This is a genomic window from Rossellomorea orangium (assembly GCF_019334305.1).
Lineage (GTDB): Bacteria > Bacillota > Bacilli > Bacillales > Bacillaceae_B > Rossellomorea.
Window position 1 is genome coordinate 184,807 of record NZ_JAHWGH010000008.1, and the last position, 12,914, is coordinate 197,720.

The window sequence follows — 12,914 nt, forward strand, 5'->3', positions numbered from 1 at the left end:
TCTCTGGTTTTGGATATTCATGAATGGATCGGATTAGTCGTTCTCCAACTATATAGAGAGAAGGTTATATACGAATGGCGAAAAAGAACGGTCATTATAGATAGGAGAGGTCTGTATGTCTCAAGAGATTCTGAATAAACATTTTGGGTTGCATCCTGAGCGGGCATTCTACGATGGAATGATGGATCGATATATGGTTGGGGGATTAGTATATAGTATTGTAGGCGTATCAAATATGGAACAGGAAACCCTGGTGGAACTTTACAAATTGGCTGAGCATCTAAAAAGTGCAGGAGATCGCCATGTTTCCACCTTTGTCCAGAGTAACGAAGGAAGATTCCTCGTTGTGGAAAAGGATAAAGACTATGTCGTCCTCAGAAATGAAAGCCTCCAGTCCCCACCTGACAAGAAGCTTGGCAGAAAGCTTAGTAAATTTCACTACAGGGGACGGACCTATGAAGAAAAGGTAGAAAAGATCAATCGCATGGGGCAGTGGAAGGGGCTGTGGGAAAAGAGGCTGGCTCAGTTGGAAAAGGCGTATTATCAGGTCATTCAGGATCAGCCTGCTGATGAATTTGAACGCCGGTTTGTGGAAAGCTATCCGTATTATAGTGCTTTGTCCGAGAACGCCATACAGTATCTGGTCGACACGGAACTGGATGAAGACCCGACGCCAGAGGACGCAGGCACGATTTGCCATGAACGGTTCCTTGAGTCCACCTGGGGGACGGAAGTGTGCATTCATTTTCCGTTTCAATGGGTATTCGATCACTGTACCCGGGACATAGCAGAATGGGTAAGGGAACGATATTTCATGAGGAGCCAGACATTTCATCCGGAGCTCCAGCAATTTATGAAAGAGTATGAATCGGTTACACCCCTTTCGCCATTTTCATGGCGGCTCCTGTATTCCCGGCTTTTATTCCCGCTGCATTATTTCGAGTGCGTAGAGGAGTATTACATTTCACAATCGGAGCAGAAGAAAAAGACGGTTGAAGAGAAGCTTGAGAGATATTTGAGAAATTCTCATCAGTACGAATCGTTTCTGTCTGATTTTTATCATCTGTCGGAGGTACCCGTTAAGAAATGGGGGATTCCTCTTATCGCCTGGTTATAACCCCTGCCCTTTAATGAGTGGGACCTTCGCTTTTATGCTAAACTGAAAAAAAGAAGTGAAGGTGGGGAATACATATGAAGCCATACGTCTATGTGACAAGAAAATTGCCGGAGTCCGTCATCGATCCGTTACGGGAAGATTTCAAGGTGGAGATGTGGGATCGGGAGGATGCACCTGTGCCAAGGAATATCCTCCTTGATAAAGCAGAGAAAGCTTCAGCATTACTGACCATGCTGTCGGACAAGGTCGACCGGGAGCTCTTACAGAGAGCAAGCTCCTTGAAGGTTGTATCCAACCTTGCAGTCGGCTATGACAATATAGATGTTGAAGCGGCAAAGGAAAAAGGGATCACCATTACGAATACGCCTGATGTATTGACAGAAACCACGGCCGACTTAACATTTGCCTTATTAATGGCTGTTGCAAGAAGGGTTGTTGAAGCCGACAGATATATAAAAGAAGGAAACTGGAAAAGCTGGTCACCCCTTCTCCTTGCAGGCACCGATATTCATCACAAAACCATGGGGATTGTCGGTATGGGAAGTATAGGTGAAGGTGTGGCGAGAAGGGCGAAAGGGTTCAATATGGATGTATTATACTACAATCGCTCCAGAAAGCCCGAAGCAGAAACTGGCATCGGAGTAAGGTATGCTCCATTCGAAGAGCTTCTTGCTCAATCGGATTTCGTTGTCATCCTTGCACCTCTGAGTCCTGACACAGAAGGGATGTTTCAGGAAGAGCAGTTTAAAATAATGAAGGATACATCGATGCTCATCAATGCAGCGCGGGGCCCTATCGTCAACGAAGATGCACTCGTACAGGCATTAAAAAGGGGGGACATCAGAGGAGCCGGATTGGATGTATTTGAAATCGAACCCATCAGTAAAGATCATCCTCTACTAAAGTTCGATCGAGTGGTCGCGCTTCCCCATATCGGAAGCTCTTCTCAGGATACCCGGAATAATATGATGACGCTTTGCGTGGAGAATATCAAAGCCGTTCTAAACGGAGACGGTCCGAAAACAGCGGTGAAGTAAAAGAAAAGCCTGAAATCCCTTGGAGGGATTTCAGGCTTTTAACATGCATTAGAATACTTGCTCTACTTCAACGATCCCAGGAACTTCTTCCACTAATGCGCGTTCGATTCCTGCTTTTAATGTGATGGTTGAACTTGGGCAGCTTCCACATGCACCAAGTAAGCGTAATTTCACAATGCCATCTTCAACGTCTACAAGTTCACAGTCTCCACCATCGCGAAGTAGGAACGGACGTAATTTATCTAATACTTCCTGAACGGGTGCAATCATTTCGTTTTCAGCCATAATTATCTACTCCTTTCCTTATTATCTATTATAATGACATATTCGCAAAAAATCTATCAACCTGCAAACGATTGGGCGCATCTTTTTCAAGAAATGTTTCCCATGCCAAGAAAATCTCATAATATGGTTCCAACCTTCCTGGTTTTTTTGTAAAATAAACAAAAGAAGAAACTAAGGGGAGAATCATATGGAGCGTAAGCCGGTTGAACTTCATGTTTATGGGGCGGAAATACTCTGTCCAAGCTGTGTAAACTTACCATCATCGAAAGAAACATATGAATGGCTGGAGGCTGCTGTGAGCAGGAAATATCCGAATCAGCCATTTATGATTAAATATGTGGACATTCACAATCCACCAGAAGAAGAATCTGTCAAACAGTTTGCCACAAGGGTGATTGAGGAAGATATGTTCTATCCGGTTGTTCTGTTGGAAGGAACTATTGTCGGAGAAGGAAACCCCCGCTTGAAGACGATTTACTCAGAACTTGAGAAATATGGATATAAGGCAGTTTAAGCCCTGAATTAGCCAATTTCATTTAAAGGAAATTGGCCTTTTTTATGTGTAACAGGCTCATGAATTGAAGCAACACCTTCATTATTATAAACTAATTAAGTAGACTGACTAGTCAGTTAATTAAAGGGGGTATATGATGAATTCGTTTGAATCTGTATTTCAGTCCAACTTTAAAAGCGGGGCATACTCATTTTATTCTCATTTGAGAGAAACGGAACCAGTATTCGCTGCTTGGGAAGGTGGAGAGCATACAACCTGGATCGTGTCTGGATATGAAGATGTGTTAGAACTATTAAAGACCCAATCGTTTATTAAAAATCAATCAAAGGTGTTTCCCGATTCAGAGCAAACCAACGATTTGCCTCTGGAGGCAAGGGTGTTCCAGCATATGATGCTCGATGTGGATCCACCTGACCATACACGGCTGAGAAAACTTGTACAGCCTTATTTCAATCCAAAACGGATACAGGAGCTTTCGCCCAGGATCGAGGCTGTTGCCGATCAACTGATCGATGAAATGAAGATGACAGAAGGCCCGGTAGACCTGATTAATGAGTTTGCCTTTCCCCTTCCTATCATCGTCATCTCCGAACTTCTTGGGGTACCGTCGGAGGATCGTGAAAAGTTCAGGCGTTGGTCCAACACCATTGTATCTGCATCTGACAATATGAGCGCTGATTTTCAGGGGGATGTAAGAGAATTTATCGAATACTTGACGCTTCTCTTTAAGGATAAGAAAGAAAATCCAAAGGAGGATTTGATTTCGAATTTGATCCTGCATGAGGAAGAAGGGGAACAGCTAACGGAAGATGAACTGTATTCGATGATCGTTCTTCTCATTATTGCTGGCCATGAAACAACTGTTAACCTGATTGGGAACGGGATGTATGCCCTCTTTGAACATCCACGCCAATTAGAGAAGCTGAGGAAGGATCACACTCTCATTGAGACGGCAATCGAAGAATCACTTCGTTTCTATAGTCCGGTTGATTTCTCTACAGCAAGGTGGTCTGCTGACGACATGGATTTCAAGGGAAAAAGCATCAAGAAAGGAGACATGGTGCTTGCTTCCATTTCTTCTGCCAACCGTGATGAAAGAAAATTTGAAGGTGCGGACACGTTCGATGTGACACGGAAGCCGAATCCTCATATGGCCTTCGGATATGGCATTCATTTCTGTTTAGGAGCGCCCCTTGCACGACTAGAAGGAAAGATAGCCTTTGAGAAACTGCTAAGAGCCTTTCCAAACATGACAATGGCCGGAAGTTCTGATGAATCGAATTGGAGGGACATGTTCCTGCTTAGAGGACTAAAGGAACTGCCCGTACATCTATATGCATAAGTAAATAGATAAAAGAAGAACCCCTACTGTTGGTAGTAGGGGTTGTTTTATCATCCATTATGATATTTATACATCCACAACACACCGGATTTCAACAAGCGGGCAACCCGTCCAGTGATGGAGCGTTCATTCACAAGTCCGAAACCGTGTTTCTTTCCAAGTGAGCCAAGAATCCCTTTTAACTTGATCTTCGGTAATTCTGCAGGGAGCTCTTCGTTGTTCCAGCGTTTCAGTAGTATCGTTACAATTTGTTCTGCTTGTCCTTCAGCCAGTTGGGCACTTGGGGCTTGAGGAAGGCTAGCGCAGTCCCCTACGACGTATACATGTTCATCCTGGGGAAGGTTGTGGTACTTTGTCAGGGTGACGCGACCGCTTGCATCCTTCTCCACGTCCATGTCACGAACGACCTTGCTTGGCTGGATTCCCGCGGTCCAAACGATGGCATCGCAGAAAATCTGCTCTTCGTGGTTATGTAACGTGTTGGGTTCCACTTTCGTGATATTGGAATTGTTCACGATTTCCACGCCGTTTTCATCAAACCAGCCGTGAACGTAAGCGCTTAGACGTTCAGGAAAGGCATTAAGAATACGCGGTCCACGGTCAAATAGCTTAATCTTCAGGTCCGAACGGCTTTCCCGAAGCTCACTGGCAAGTTCAATACCGCTTAATCCGGCTCCGACGATTCCGACAACGGAACCTGCAGGAAGGTTACACAGTGTTTGATACGTCTTACGGGACCTTTCAATCGTTTGAATCGAGAAAGTATGTTCGTCAGCACCCGGGACATTATGATATTTGTCCTCACACCCGAGACCGATGACAAGGTCATCATAAGGTACGGGATCCTGATCTTTCATCCGGACGAGTTTATTTTCCATATCAACGCCTGAGATATCTCCGTATACATAGGATAAACGGGCATGTTCCGGGAAGGATACGCGTACATGTTGATCTGAAATCGTACCCGCAGCCAAAGCATAATATTCTGTCTTCAGACAGTGATAAGGATTTCGGTCAATCAGGGTAATCGATACATCTTCAGGTAATTGGTTGGGTAATAAGCGAAGAAGGACGCGCATGTTGCCGTATCCTCCGCCAAGCAGCACTAATTGTTTCATGAAAATTTCCCCTTTTGCACTCTACATTATTGTTGAAATAGTGTGTTTGTATATGATTTATATCCCTATAAAGATCAGGGACAGGATTCAAAGGACATCCACGCCGAAACGGGTCCTGACAAAGTAAGCATTTTCAATATTAGACATATTTCAAGTAAATTCTACATTAATAAACCTATTAACATTAAAAGTATATCGAAATACAGGTGTTTTCACAACAGAAATAAGCGAAAATGTTCACAATCTGTTATACCATTACATGGAATGCAAATCATTGACGAGTGTCATAAAAAAAGGTAGCATAACAAAGAGTAGTGAGGTGATGGAATTGAAACCTATTATTGAATTTTGTATAAGCAATCTTGCTAGCGGTGCGCAAAAAGCGCTTGAAATATTGGAAAGAGACCCGAACCTTGATGTCATTGAGTACGGATGCCTGGGTTACTGCGGAAAATGCGCACAATCCTTCTATGCTCTCGTCAATGGGGAAGTCGTTACAGGTGACACACCTGAAGAACTCGTGGATGAGATCTATCAATTCCTTGAAGACAACCCGATGTTCTAATGTAAAGCCGGTTTAGCCGGCTTATTTTTTTTGTGTTTTTTTGGAGGATTTTTACAATATGTGAGAGAATGACTAGATGAGACAGTCAGAAAGGGTGAGGAGATCATTCGTTATTTTCAAGGAGTCATGCAGATGAACCTTAAGGTGCGGGACATGAAAGAGTCGAAAAGATGGTATACGGAAGTTCTAGGTCTTAAAGTACATAAAGATTATGGTACAACCGTGGTTTTTTCCTTTGGTGAAGAAATGTCGGCGGCTCTTTGCTTGATTGAAACAGGCGAGGCGGTCATTAGCGGGGACACTTATCCGGTCTTACAAATATCTGAAGAGTACAAAGATGTTCTTTATAAGAATCTCGTGGAAAAAGGTGTAAGGGTGGAAAGCAATCCCGGACATCTTAGTCATTTTAAGTTCTATGATCCAGACGGGAATATGCTTGAGGCCTATTGTCCTGGGATATATGAAAAAAACTAGTGGACGCTTCCACTAGTTTTTTCATATGGATTTTGTTTCTTTATACACTTCCCGCATTTCGTACCATCGTTCTCTGGCCATTTCGATGATTTTTGGTTCGGTAGAGAGGTGCTGTTTACTGATCACCCGGGACAGATACGCAACCGACTCATTGATTTTATCCTGTCTTCTCAATAATTCAGCGATTAAATAAAGGAGCTTTGTCTCTGACATCAAAGAACCTGATGCGTTATCAGTCAAATAGGAGTCTATGTATTCATGTGTAGCGAGATTAATGAAGCGTCTTTCCTGATCTCCTTCCCCGATTTTGCGATATAGCCAGGCTGTCCGAAGGTATAAACCTGCAATGGTCATTTTTTTCTCTTTCTTGATCAAGGCGCAATAAGCCGCCAGTTTATAAGTGTTGATCGCGTCTTCATATGACCTGATCTTTCCATAATCCTGAGGTTTCCAGTGCAGACTGATTTTCTCTTCCAACTCAGCTTTCAGGACAGGAGGAATGTATGCCGTGAAATCATCTGTATATGAAAATCCACACCCTGGACAAACCGCCACGTTATAGAGCAGAGGATTTACATCGTCGGACTCGTACAAGGGACAAAAGTCGCTATCGTACCCTGACAGTTTCACAAAGCGGGAACGGATCCGCGTGGTACTGTAGGAGTGTTTACAAGAGAGACACTGTGTCTTCTTATCATAAAAGGGGGTCACAACCGTCATGTATATCACCTCGTAATCGGGACTATTTACCTTATTATACCTTGATGGAAGGTGGGTGGACCACTATTTTTTTGATTTTTTAAGTAAAAGGTCACGATTCGTTTGAATATTCTTAAATATTTACTTCCAAACGTCACCAAAGCCCCTTTGGTTGAGTAGTAAAATAGAAAGGAGTATACTAAGTAGTAAGAAATGAAAAGGTTGGGGGTGTAATGAATGAGTGAAGTTGTCATTCTAACAGAAGCTGCTGCCCTTCAGATAAAGGATATGATGAAGGAGCATGACGAAACAGATGCCATGTTACGTGTAGCGGTGAAAGGGGGAGGCTGCAGCGGCCTTTCTTACGGTATGGGATTCGAACATGACGTGCAGGATGGGGATACCACGACGGAGCAGCATGGAATCAAGCTGGTCGTGGCAAAAAATGATGCTGCCATCCTGAACGGTACAAAAATAGATTACAAGCAGTCCATGATGGGCGGCGGGTTCACGATCGACAATCCGAACGCCATCGCTTCATGCGGGTGCGGATCATCATTCGTGACGGCGACGAATAAGGGTACGCCGGAAAATTGCTAAACATAAAAAGGGACGGACCTCGCTTTACGAGGTCCGTCCCTTTTTAAATATTAATGAATATTCTTCAATGCTTCTTCGACAGGTGTGTCTCCGCTGAGTATTTCAAATACTTTATGGTTCGTTTCTTCGATTGTTAAAGAGTCAACAAGTACTTTTGCTACGTCTGCACGGGAAATGTCGCTGCTTTTATCCGTGATGCTTGAAGCCGCTGTAATCTTACCGGTGGCATCATCGAAGGAAAGGGCTCCCGGGCGTACGATGGTGTAATTCAAGCCGCTTTCTTTCAAGTGGGCATCCGCTGCACCTTTTGCCTTTAAGTAAAATTGCAATTCTTCAGGACCGCTTGAAGGATTATCGGCACCCATGGAGCTAAGCATCACAAAACGCTCGATGCCCATTTTCTTCGCATAATCCACTGCTTTCTTAGCGCCTTCCTGGTCGATCGCGAGAGTTTTATCATCTCCCGTAGATCCGCCGCTTCCGGCCGCGAAAATCACGGCATTCACATTCTCAAGGGCATACGAAAAGTCCTGTTCAAGATCGGCTACGATGGGTCTTGCCCCCAGGTCTTCCATTTCCTTGGCCTGTTCCGTTTTGCGAATCATGGCCCTGACGAAATGCTGGCTGCTGTTCGAGAGCTCTTTCACTATATGACGGCCAGTGTGACCGTTCGCTCCTATTACTAACACGTTCATTTTCTACATCATCCTTTATCTGAGTTTTTTGTCCTATTATTGGTCTACCCATTCAGGGTGAAAATAAACAAAACACTTGGTAAAGGAAGGTATGGTACCCGGGAGGTCCGTTAATTTTTTGATTGGATATTCTTCTTCATAAGAAAAGCAATCTCCCGACTGTTATCTTGATGAATTTGTTCAAGGTGCTCTATCACGCGCTGTTGTCTTTCCAGGGGGTGATTCTGACTCAGCTTGGCTTTTCCTTCAATGGACCGTATGGGGATTTTAAACCCGACAATCCCTTTTCGTAAACCGGTCTGGACCTTTTCATCGACATCGTCCAGTGAATATGGACTATCGGCATGCTCATAATTCTTTACAAGTGACGAAAGGGAACCGATAACCTCGGATTCATCCTCCAACAATTCAAGATTCCCATATACATGTACCGCCACATAATTCCAGGTAGGGACGGTTTGGTCGGTTTCATACCATGAAGGGGAGATGTATGCATGGGGCCCCTGGAAGACAATGAGCATTTCCTGACCGACGCTCTCTCGCCACTGGGGATTGGCTTTGGCAAAATGTCCATAAAGACAATGGTTTTCCCTGTCTAACAAGAGAGGTAAATGGGTCGCAAAGGGCCTACCACTGTACTGAGAAAAAAGGATGGCGAAACTATTTTCCTCTATGATTGAAAATAGCGTTTCTTGATCTTGAATGATGAATTCTTTCGGGATGTACATGGAATTCTCTCCTTTTTATGAAAAAGAGGCTCAGGAATCAATATCCCAAGCCTCCTGAATAAGAGCATGATGATCAATCTGTAAACATGGACGTACTGTGCATAGGCTGCACCCTTGCTTTTGGATCCATATATGCTTTCGCATTATTGACTGCAGTCGGGGCTTCTCCAAAACCGCTGGCAATGAGCTTGACTTTACCATCATACGTGCTGATATCACCAGCTGCATAAATGCCTGGGATATTCGTTTCCATTCTGGAATTGACGACGATGGAATTCTTCTCGATTTCAAGGCCCCAATCTTTTATCGGACCAAGGGATGAAACAAAGCCGAAGTTCACGATTAACTCATCAAGGTCGATAATTTCTTTTTCGTCCCCCTTCGTTTCCTCCAGTACGAGCTGATTGATTTTATCTTCATCTACAACCAATTCAGAAGGGACGAAAGGTGTCTTCAATTCAACTGATGAGTTGTGTAAATTCTCCACACTATGCTCGTGTGCCCGGAACTTATCACGTCTGTGTACAAGGTAAACCTTTTCAGCAACAGGCTCAAGCATCAGGGCCCAGTCGACTGCCGAGTCACCGCCGCCGCAAATGACGACTTTCTTATCCCGGAAGTGCTCCAGGTTATCAACGAAATAATGAAGATTCTTTCCTTCGAACCGGGGCGCATGTTCGAGTTCCAACCTGCGTGGCTGAAATGCGCCGTTTCCTGCCGTGATGATGATGGTCTTCGAGAAGTGGACTTCTTTATCCGTTGTAAGCTTGAACATGCCATCAGCCTGTTTCTCTACACCTTCCACCGCCTGCTCCAGACAGATCGTCGTTTCGAATTTAGCCATTTGTTCCTTGAGATTATTAACAAGATCCTGGGCTTTCACTTTAGGAAAACCGGCAACATCATATATGTATTTTTCCGGATATAAAGTAGCCAGCTGGCCACCGAGTTGTGGTAAGCTTTCGATGATCTTAACCGATGCTTTTCTCATACCGCCATAGAACGCCGTGAACAATCCCGTAGGACCGCCGCCTATGATCGTAATATCATACACTTTCTGATCTTCCTTCAATTTGACCCCTCCAACCATTTAGGTATGCTTCATTTTACTTTATTCTATCACACAGCTTTTGATTCTTCACAGTAATAGAAGTGATAAGTTCAGATAAATCAGACTTATATACGAAAGAGTCTGCGACTTTTGAATGATTCCAGGAAACATTTTTTAAATATTCTTAAGAATTCAATTTCCTATATATATCTTGAAAATGCCCGGCAAAAAGAATATTATGTAATGTAGACATATTGTTAAGAATTTATGACAATTTTCGCATAACTATGAAGTAGTTCGTGAAATTAGTCACATACTTTTGTTTTTATATTTTTTATACACTATTTTCCTCAAGAACCGAAGGGAAACATCGCGTTTGATTTGTTTTAGTTTCTTTTTTATAGGGAAAAAGATAATAGCATCAGATTGAACGGGATAAAAACGCATGATGTGGAGGACTCTAAGAGTATCCAAAGCAAATTTATCAAAAAAGGTGGATGTGATTCAGTTGAGAAAGCCAAGAATCGTTGTATTAGGTGCAGGTTACGGTGGATTAATGACGGTTACCCGTCTTCAAAAACAATTAGGTACAAATGAAGCAGAAATTATTTTAATTAATAAAAATGATTATCACTACGAAACCACTTGGTTACACGAAGCTTCTGCAGGTACTCTTCATCACGATCGTGTACGCTACGATGTAAAAGATGTTGTCAACACAAGCAAAGTCAACTTCTTACAATCTACTGTTGAAGACATCAAAGTAGAAGAGAAAAAGGTCATCACAGGTGACGGCGAAGTAGAATTCGATTACCTCGTTGTAGCACTGGGTGCAGAATCAGAAACATTCGGCATTCAAGGTCTTCATGAGCATGCATTCATGATTTCAAACATCAACTCTGCACGTCAAATCCGTGAGCACATTGAGTTACAATTTGCTACGTATAAGAACGAAGAAGAGAAGAACGATGAGCGTTTAACGATCGTTGTCGGTGGAGCTGGTTTCACTGGAATCGAATTCCTGGGTGAATTAGGTAACCGTGTTCCTGAGCTTTGTCATGAATATGATATCGATCGTAAGAAAGTACGTATTGTATGTGTGGAAGCTGCGCCAATGATCCTTCCAGGATTCGATCCTGAATTGGTGAAATATGCCCGTGCCAAGCTTGAGAAAAAAGGTGTTGAATTCCATATCGGAACTCCACTTAAAGAAGCAAAGGCAGACAGCGTACTCATCGCTAAAGGCGAAGACGAAGTGGAAGAAATCAAAGCTGGTACAATTGTATGGGCTGCAGGTGTTCGTGGTAACTCCATCATCGAAAAAGCAGGCATCGAAAACATGCGTGCCCGCGTCAAGATCAACAAAGATCTTCGCGCACCAGGACATGACAACATCTTCATCATCGGTGACTGTTCACTGATGATCAATGAAGAAACAGAGCGTCCATACCCGCCGACTGCACAAATCGCGATGCAGCAAGGTGAAGTGTGTGCACGTAACATCGCTTCTTTACTTCATGGTAAAGAAGAGCTTGAATTATTCACTCCAGACATTAAAGGAACAGTATGTTCACTAGGTGAAGATGACGCGATCGGTGTCGTTTACGGTAAGAAAATCACTGGAACAAAAGCTTCCTTCATGAAGAAGGTCGTTGATAACCGTGCTCTTTACATGGTTGGCGGACCATCACTTGTCTTCAAAAAAGGAAAGTTCAAGTTCTTTTAAGCCTTAAATGAATCAAATTAAAGCAGGGTGGATTCCACTCTGCTTTTTTTTATGGGAAAATGTAGAGGGGGTGCTTATCGTGAAAAGGGGAAAAGTTTGGCTGGCCGTTGCAGGGCTGATCATCGATGAAAATGGTAAATGGCTTGTAGTGAAAAAGAAGTACAGCGGATTAAAAGGTATGTGGTCACTACCGGCAGGGTTTGTAAATCCAGGAGAATCAGTGGACGAAGCGGTAGTGAGAGAAGTGAAAGAAGAAACAGGATTACATACAACGATCAAGGGTATTATAGGCGTTCGGTCAGGGGTCATCCAGCATGATATTAGTGACAATATGATGATCTTTCTGTTGGAAAACAAGGAAACTTCTTCAATTGAAATAGAAGAAAAAGAGTTGTGGGATGTTGGGTGGAAGTCACCTCAAGAATTATTGAAAGATGATCAAACATCCGTTATGGTCCATGAGATGATCAAACGACTGTCATCTCAGAACAGGTTAAATATGATTGAAGGTATCAATCCGGGAGATCAATTTGCATACACACGCTACAACTTATTTTTATAAAATTCTGTAAATTTTAAGAAAAAAAGAGATAATGAAAGAAAAACATAAATGTATTCGCTTTCTTAGAGGTACATCCCCTTTAGTGTCCCTTTTCTTTCTGAGAGATAGATGATATATTATCAGAAAATTAAGAAATTAAAGAAAAGGGAGAGGGAATTATGAGAGCTACTGCAAGTACTAAAACGAAATATTGTCTTTACTGTTCAGGAAAAGGATACTTTCAGTTAGTATTGGGTGGTTCTGAAACGTGTCCATGCTGCGGTGGCAGCGGGAAACAAAAATAAGCCTGATGGAATAGATCATCGAAGCAGACCTGTTTAAAAGGTCTGCTTTTTTAAGTTCGCAGGAAAAATAAGTTTATTTTGTGAATGAGCGACAAATCTTTCCTGAAAATATTGACG

Annotated in this window: 16 protein-coding genes; 10 read left to right on the forward strand and 6 right to left on the reverse strand. The window is 43.0% G+C overall.

Annotation, left to right across the window (positions count from 1 at the left end):
• Positions 1 to 115: 115 nt before the first annotated feature.
• Together yutH and KYJ26_RS04450 are read left to right on the forward strand one after the other, a co-directional pair.
• Complete coding sequence (gene yutH / locus KYJ26_RS04445; protein ID WP_219166204.1) at positions 116 to 1,117, forward strand: spore coat putative kinase YutH; 1,002 nt, start codon at positions 116 to 118, stop codon at positions 1,115 to 1,117.
• A gap of 74 nt (positions 1,118 to 1,191) precedes the next feature.
• Complete coding sequence (locus KYJ26_RS04450) at positions 1,192 to 2,154, forward strand: 2-hydroxyacid dehydrogenase (RefSeq protein ID WP_219166205.1); 963 nt, start codon at positions 1,192 to 1,194, stop codon at positions 2,152 to 2,154.
• Positions 2,155 to 2,202: 48 nt separating this feature from the next.
• On the opposite strand, the gene KYJ26_RS04455 is transcribed toward KYJ26_RS04450, so the two are convergent.
• Complete coding sequence (locus KYJ26_RS04455; protein WP_034763763.1) at positions 2,203 to 2,439, reverse strand: NifU family protein; 237 nt, start codon at positions 2,437 to 2,439, stop codon at positions 2,203 to 2,205.
• Between the two features lie 187 nt (positions 2,440 to 2,626).
• Here KYJ26_RS04455 and KYJ26_RS04460 point away from each other — a divergent pair, with 187 nt between their 5' ends.
• Together KYJ26_RS04460 and KYJ26_RS04465 are read left to right on the forward strand one after the other, a co-directional pair.
• Entirely contained in the window at positions 2,627 to 2,953 is a 327-nt protein-coding gene (locus KYJ26_RS04460) for a YuzD family protein (RefSeq protein WP_219166206.1), read from the forward strand.
• A 136-nt stretch (positions 2,954 to 3,089) separates the two neighbouring features.
• A complete protein-coding gene (locus KYJ26_RS04465; RefSeq protein WP_219166207.1) occupies positions 3,090 to 4,295 on the forward strand; it encodes a cytochrome P450 family protein in 1,206 nt (401 codons plus the stop codon).
• Between the two features lie 50 nt (positions 4,296 to 4,345).
• Here the strand turns inward: KYJ26_RS04465 and KYJ26_RS04470 are convergent, their stop codons facing one another.
• Positions 4,346 to 5,413, reverse strand: coding sequence for an NAD(P)/FAD-dependent oxidoreductase (locus tag KYJ26_RS04470; protein ID WP_219166208.1), 1,068 nt, complete (start codon positions 5,411 to 5,413; stop codon positions 4,346 to 4,348).
• Between the two features lie 322 nt (positions 5,414 to 5,735).
• Here KYJ26_RS04470 and KYJ26_RS04475 point away from each other — a divergent pair, with 322 nt between their 5' ends.
• Complete coding sequence (locus tag KYJ26_RS04475; protein WP_034763769.1) at positions 5,736 to 5,978, forward strand: YuzB family protein; 243 nt, start codon at positions 5,736 to 5,738, stop codon at positions 5,976 to 5,978.
• Positions 5,979 to 6,110: 132 nt separating this feature from the next.
• On the forward strand, positions 6,111 to 6,452 hold the full coding sequence (locus tag KYJ26_RS04480; RefSeq protein WP_219166209.1) for a VOC family protein: 342 nt from the start codon (positions 6,111 to 6,113) through the stop codon (positions 6,450 to 6,452).
• A gap of 21 nt (positions 6,453 to 6,473) precedes the next feature.
• Here the strand turns inward: KYJ26_RS04480 and KYJ26_RS04485 are convergent, their stop codons facing one another.
• On the reverse strand, positions 6,474 to 7,172 hold the full coding sequence (locus KYJ26_RS04485) for a DUF2225 domain-containing protein (RefSeq protein WP_219166210.1): 699 nt from the start codon (positions 7,170 to 7,172) through the stop codon (positions 6,474 to 6,476).
• Positions 7,173 to 7,388: 216 nt separating this feature from the next.
• On the opposite strand from KYJ26_RS04485, the gene KYJ26_RS04490 reads away from it, so the two are divergent.
• Positions 7,389 to 7,751, forward strand: a complete 363-nt coding sequence (locus KYJ26_RS04490; RefSeq protein ID WP_219166211.1) for a HesB/IscA family protein — start codon at positions 7,389 to 7,391, stop codon at positions 7,749 to 7,751.
• 50 nt (positions 7,752 to 7,801) lie between these two features.
• On the opposite strand, the gene KYJ26_RS04495 is transcribed toward KYJ26_RS04490, so the two are convergent.
• The 3 genes from KYJ26_RS04495 to KYJ26_RS04505 all read right to left on the reverse strand — a co-directional run bounded on the left by KYJ26_RS04495 (position 7,802) and on the right by KYJ26_RS04505 (position 10,246).
• Positions 7,802 to 8,446, reverse strand: a complete 645-nt coding sequence (locus KYJ26_RS04495; RefSeq protein WP_219166212.1) for an SDR family oxidoreductase — start codon at positions 8,444 to 8,446, stop codon at positions 7,802 to 7,804.
• Positions 8,447 to 8,556: 110 nt separating this feature from the next.
• On the reverse strand, positions 8,557 to 9,174 hold the full coding sequence (locus KYJ26_RS04500; RefSeq protein WP_219166213.1) for an FMN-binding negative transcriptional regulator: 618 nt from the start codon (positions 9,172 to 9,174) through the stop codon (positions 8,557 to 8,559).
• A 73-nt stretch (positions 9,175 to 9,247) separates the two neighbouring features.
• Positions 9,248 to 10,246 carry an NAD(P)/FAD-dependent oxidoreductase gene (locus tag KYJ26_RS04505; protein ID WP_219166214.1) on the reverse strand — a complete coding sequence of 333 codons (999 nt, stop codon included), beginning with the start codon at positions 10,244 to 10,246 and terminating at the stop codon, positions 9,248 to 9,250.
• Between the two features lie 487 nt (positions 10,247 to 10,733).
• On the opposite strand from KYJ26_RS04505, the gene KYJ26_RS04510 reads away from it, so the two are divergent.
• The 3 genes from KYJ26_RS04510 to KYJ26_RS04520 all read left to right on the forward strand — a co-directional run bounded on the left by KYJ26_RS04510 (position 10,734) and on the right by KYJ26_RS04520 (position 12,797).
• Positions 10,734 to 11,951 carry an NAD(P)/FAD-dependent oxidoreductase gene (locus KYJ26_RS04510; protein WP_219166215.1) on the forward strand — a complete coding sequence of 406 codons (1,218 nt, stop codon included), beginning with the start codon at positions 10,734 to 10,736 and terminating at the stop codon, positions 11,949 to 11,951.
• Positions 11,952 to 12,027: 76 nt separating this feature from the next.
• On the forward strand, positions 12,028 to 12,513 hold the full coding sequence (locus tag KYJ26_RS04515; RefSeq protein ID WP_219166354.1) for an NUDIX domain-containing protein: 486 nt from the start codon (positions 12,028 to 12,030) through the stop codon (positions 12,511 to 12,513).
• A gap of 158 nt (positions 12,514 to 12,671) precedes the next feature.
• Positions 12,672 to 12,797: a YuiA family protein gene (locus KYJ26_RS04520; RefSeq protein WP_172655674.1), complete on the forward strand. Its 126-nt coding sequence runs from the start codon at positions 12,672 to 12,674 to the stop codon at positions 12,795 to 12,797.
• Positions 12,798 to 12,914 lie beyond the last annotated feature (117 nt).

Excerpts from the sequence above, each read along its gene's own strand:
- KYJ26_RS04485 (WP_219166210.1), bottom strand. The coding sequence starts at position 7,172 with ATGACGGTTGTGACCCCCTTTTATGATAAGAAGACACAGTGTCTCTCT.
- KYJ26_RS04450 (WP_219166205.1), top strand. The coding sequence starts at position 1,192 with ATGAAGCCATACGTCTATGTGACAAGAAAATTGCCGGAGTCCGTCATC.
- KYJ26_RS04490 (WP_219166211.1), top strand. The coding sequence starts at position 7,389 with ATGAGTGAAGTTGTCATTCTAACAGAAGCTGCTGCCCTTCAGATAAAG.
- KYJ26_RS04455 (WP_034763763.1), bottom strand. The coding sequence starts at position 2,439 with ATGGCTGAAAACGAAATGATTGCACCCGTTCAGGAAGTATTAGATAAA.
- KYJ26_RS04495 (WP_219166212.1), bottom strand. The coding sequence starts at position 8,446 with ATGAACGTGTTAGTAATAGGAGCGAACGGTCACACTGGCCGTCATATA.
- KYJ26_RS04460 (WP_219166206.1), top strand. The coding sequence starts at position 2,627 with ATGGAGCGTAAGCCGGTTGAACTTCATGTTTATGGGGCGGAAATACTC.
- KYJ26_RS04500 (WP_219166213.1), bottom strand. The coding sequence starts at position 9,174 with ATGTACATCCCGAAAGAATTCATCATTCAAGATCAAGAAACGCTATTT.
- KYJ26_RS04475 (WP_034763769.1), top strand. The coding sequence starts at position 5,736 with ATGGAATTGAAACCTATTATTGAATTTTGTATAAGCAATCTTGCTAGC.
- KYJ26_RS04465 (WP_219166207.1), top strand. The coding sequence starts at position 3,090 with ATGAATTCGTTTGAATCTGTATTTCAGTCCAACTTTAAAAGCGGGGCA.
- KYJ26_RS04470 (WP_219166208.1), bottom strand. The coding sequence starts at position 5,413 with ATGAAACAATTAGTGCTGCTTGGCGGAGGATACGGCAACATGCGCGTC.
- yutH (WP_219166204.1), top strand. The coding sequence starts at position 116 with ATGTCTCAAGAGATTCTGAATAAACATTTTGGGTTGCATCCTGAGCGG.
- KYJ26_RS04520 (WP_172655674.1), top strand. The coding sequence starts at position 12,672 with ATGAGAGCTACTGCAAGTACTAAAACGAAATATTGTCTTTACTGTTCA.
- KYJ26_RS04480 (WP_219166209.1), top strand. The coding sequence starts at position 6,111 with ATGAACCTTAAGGTGCGGGACATGAAAGAGTCGAAAAGATGGTATACG.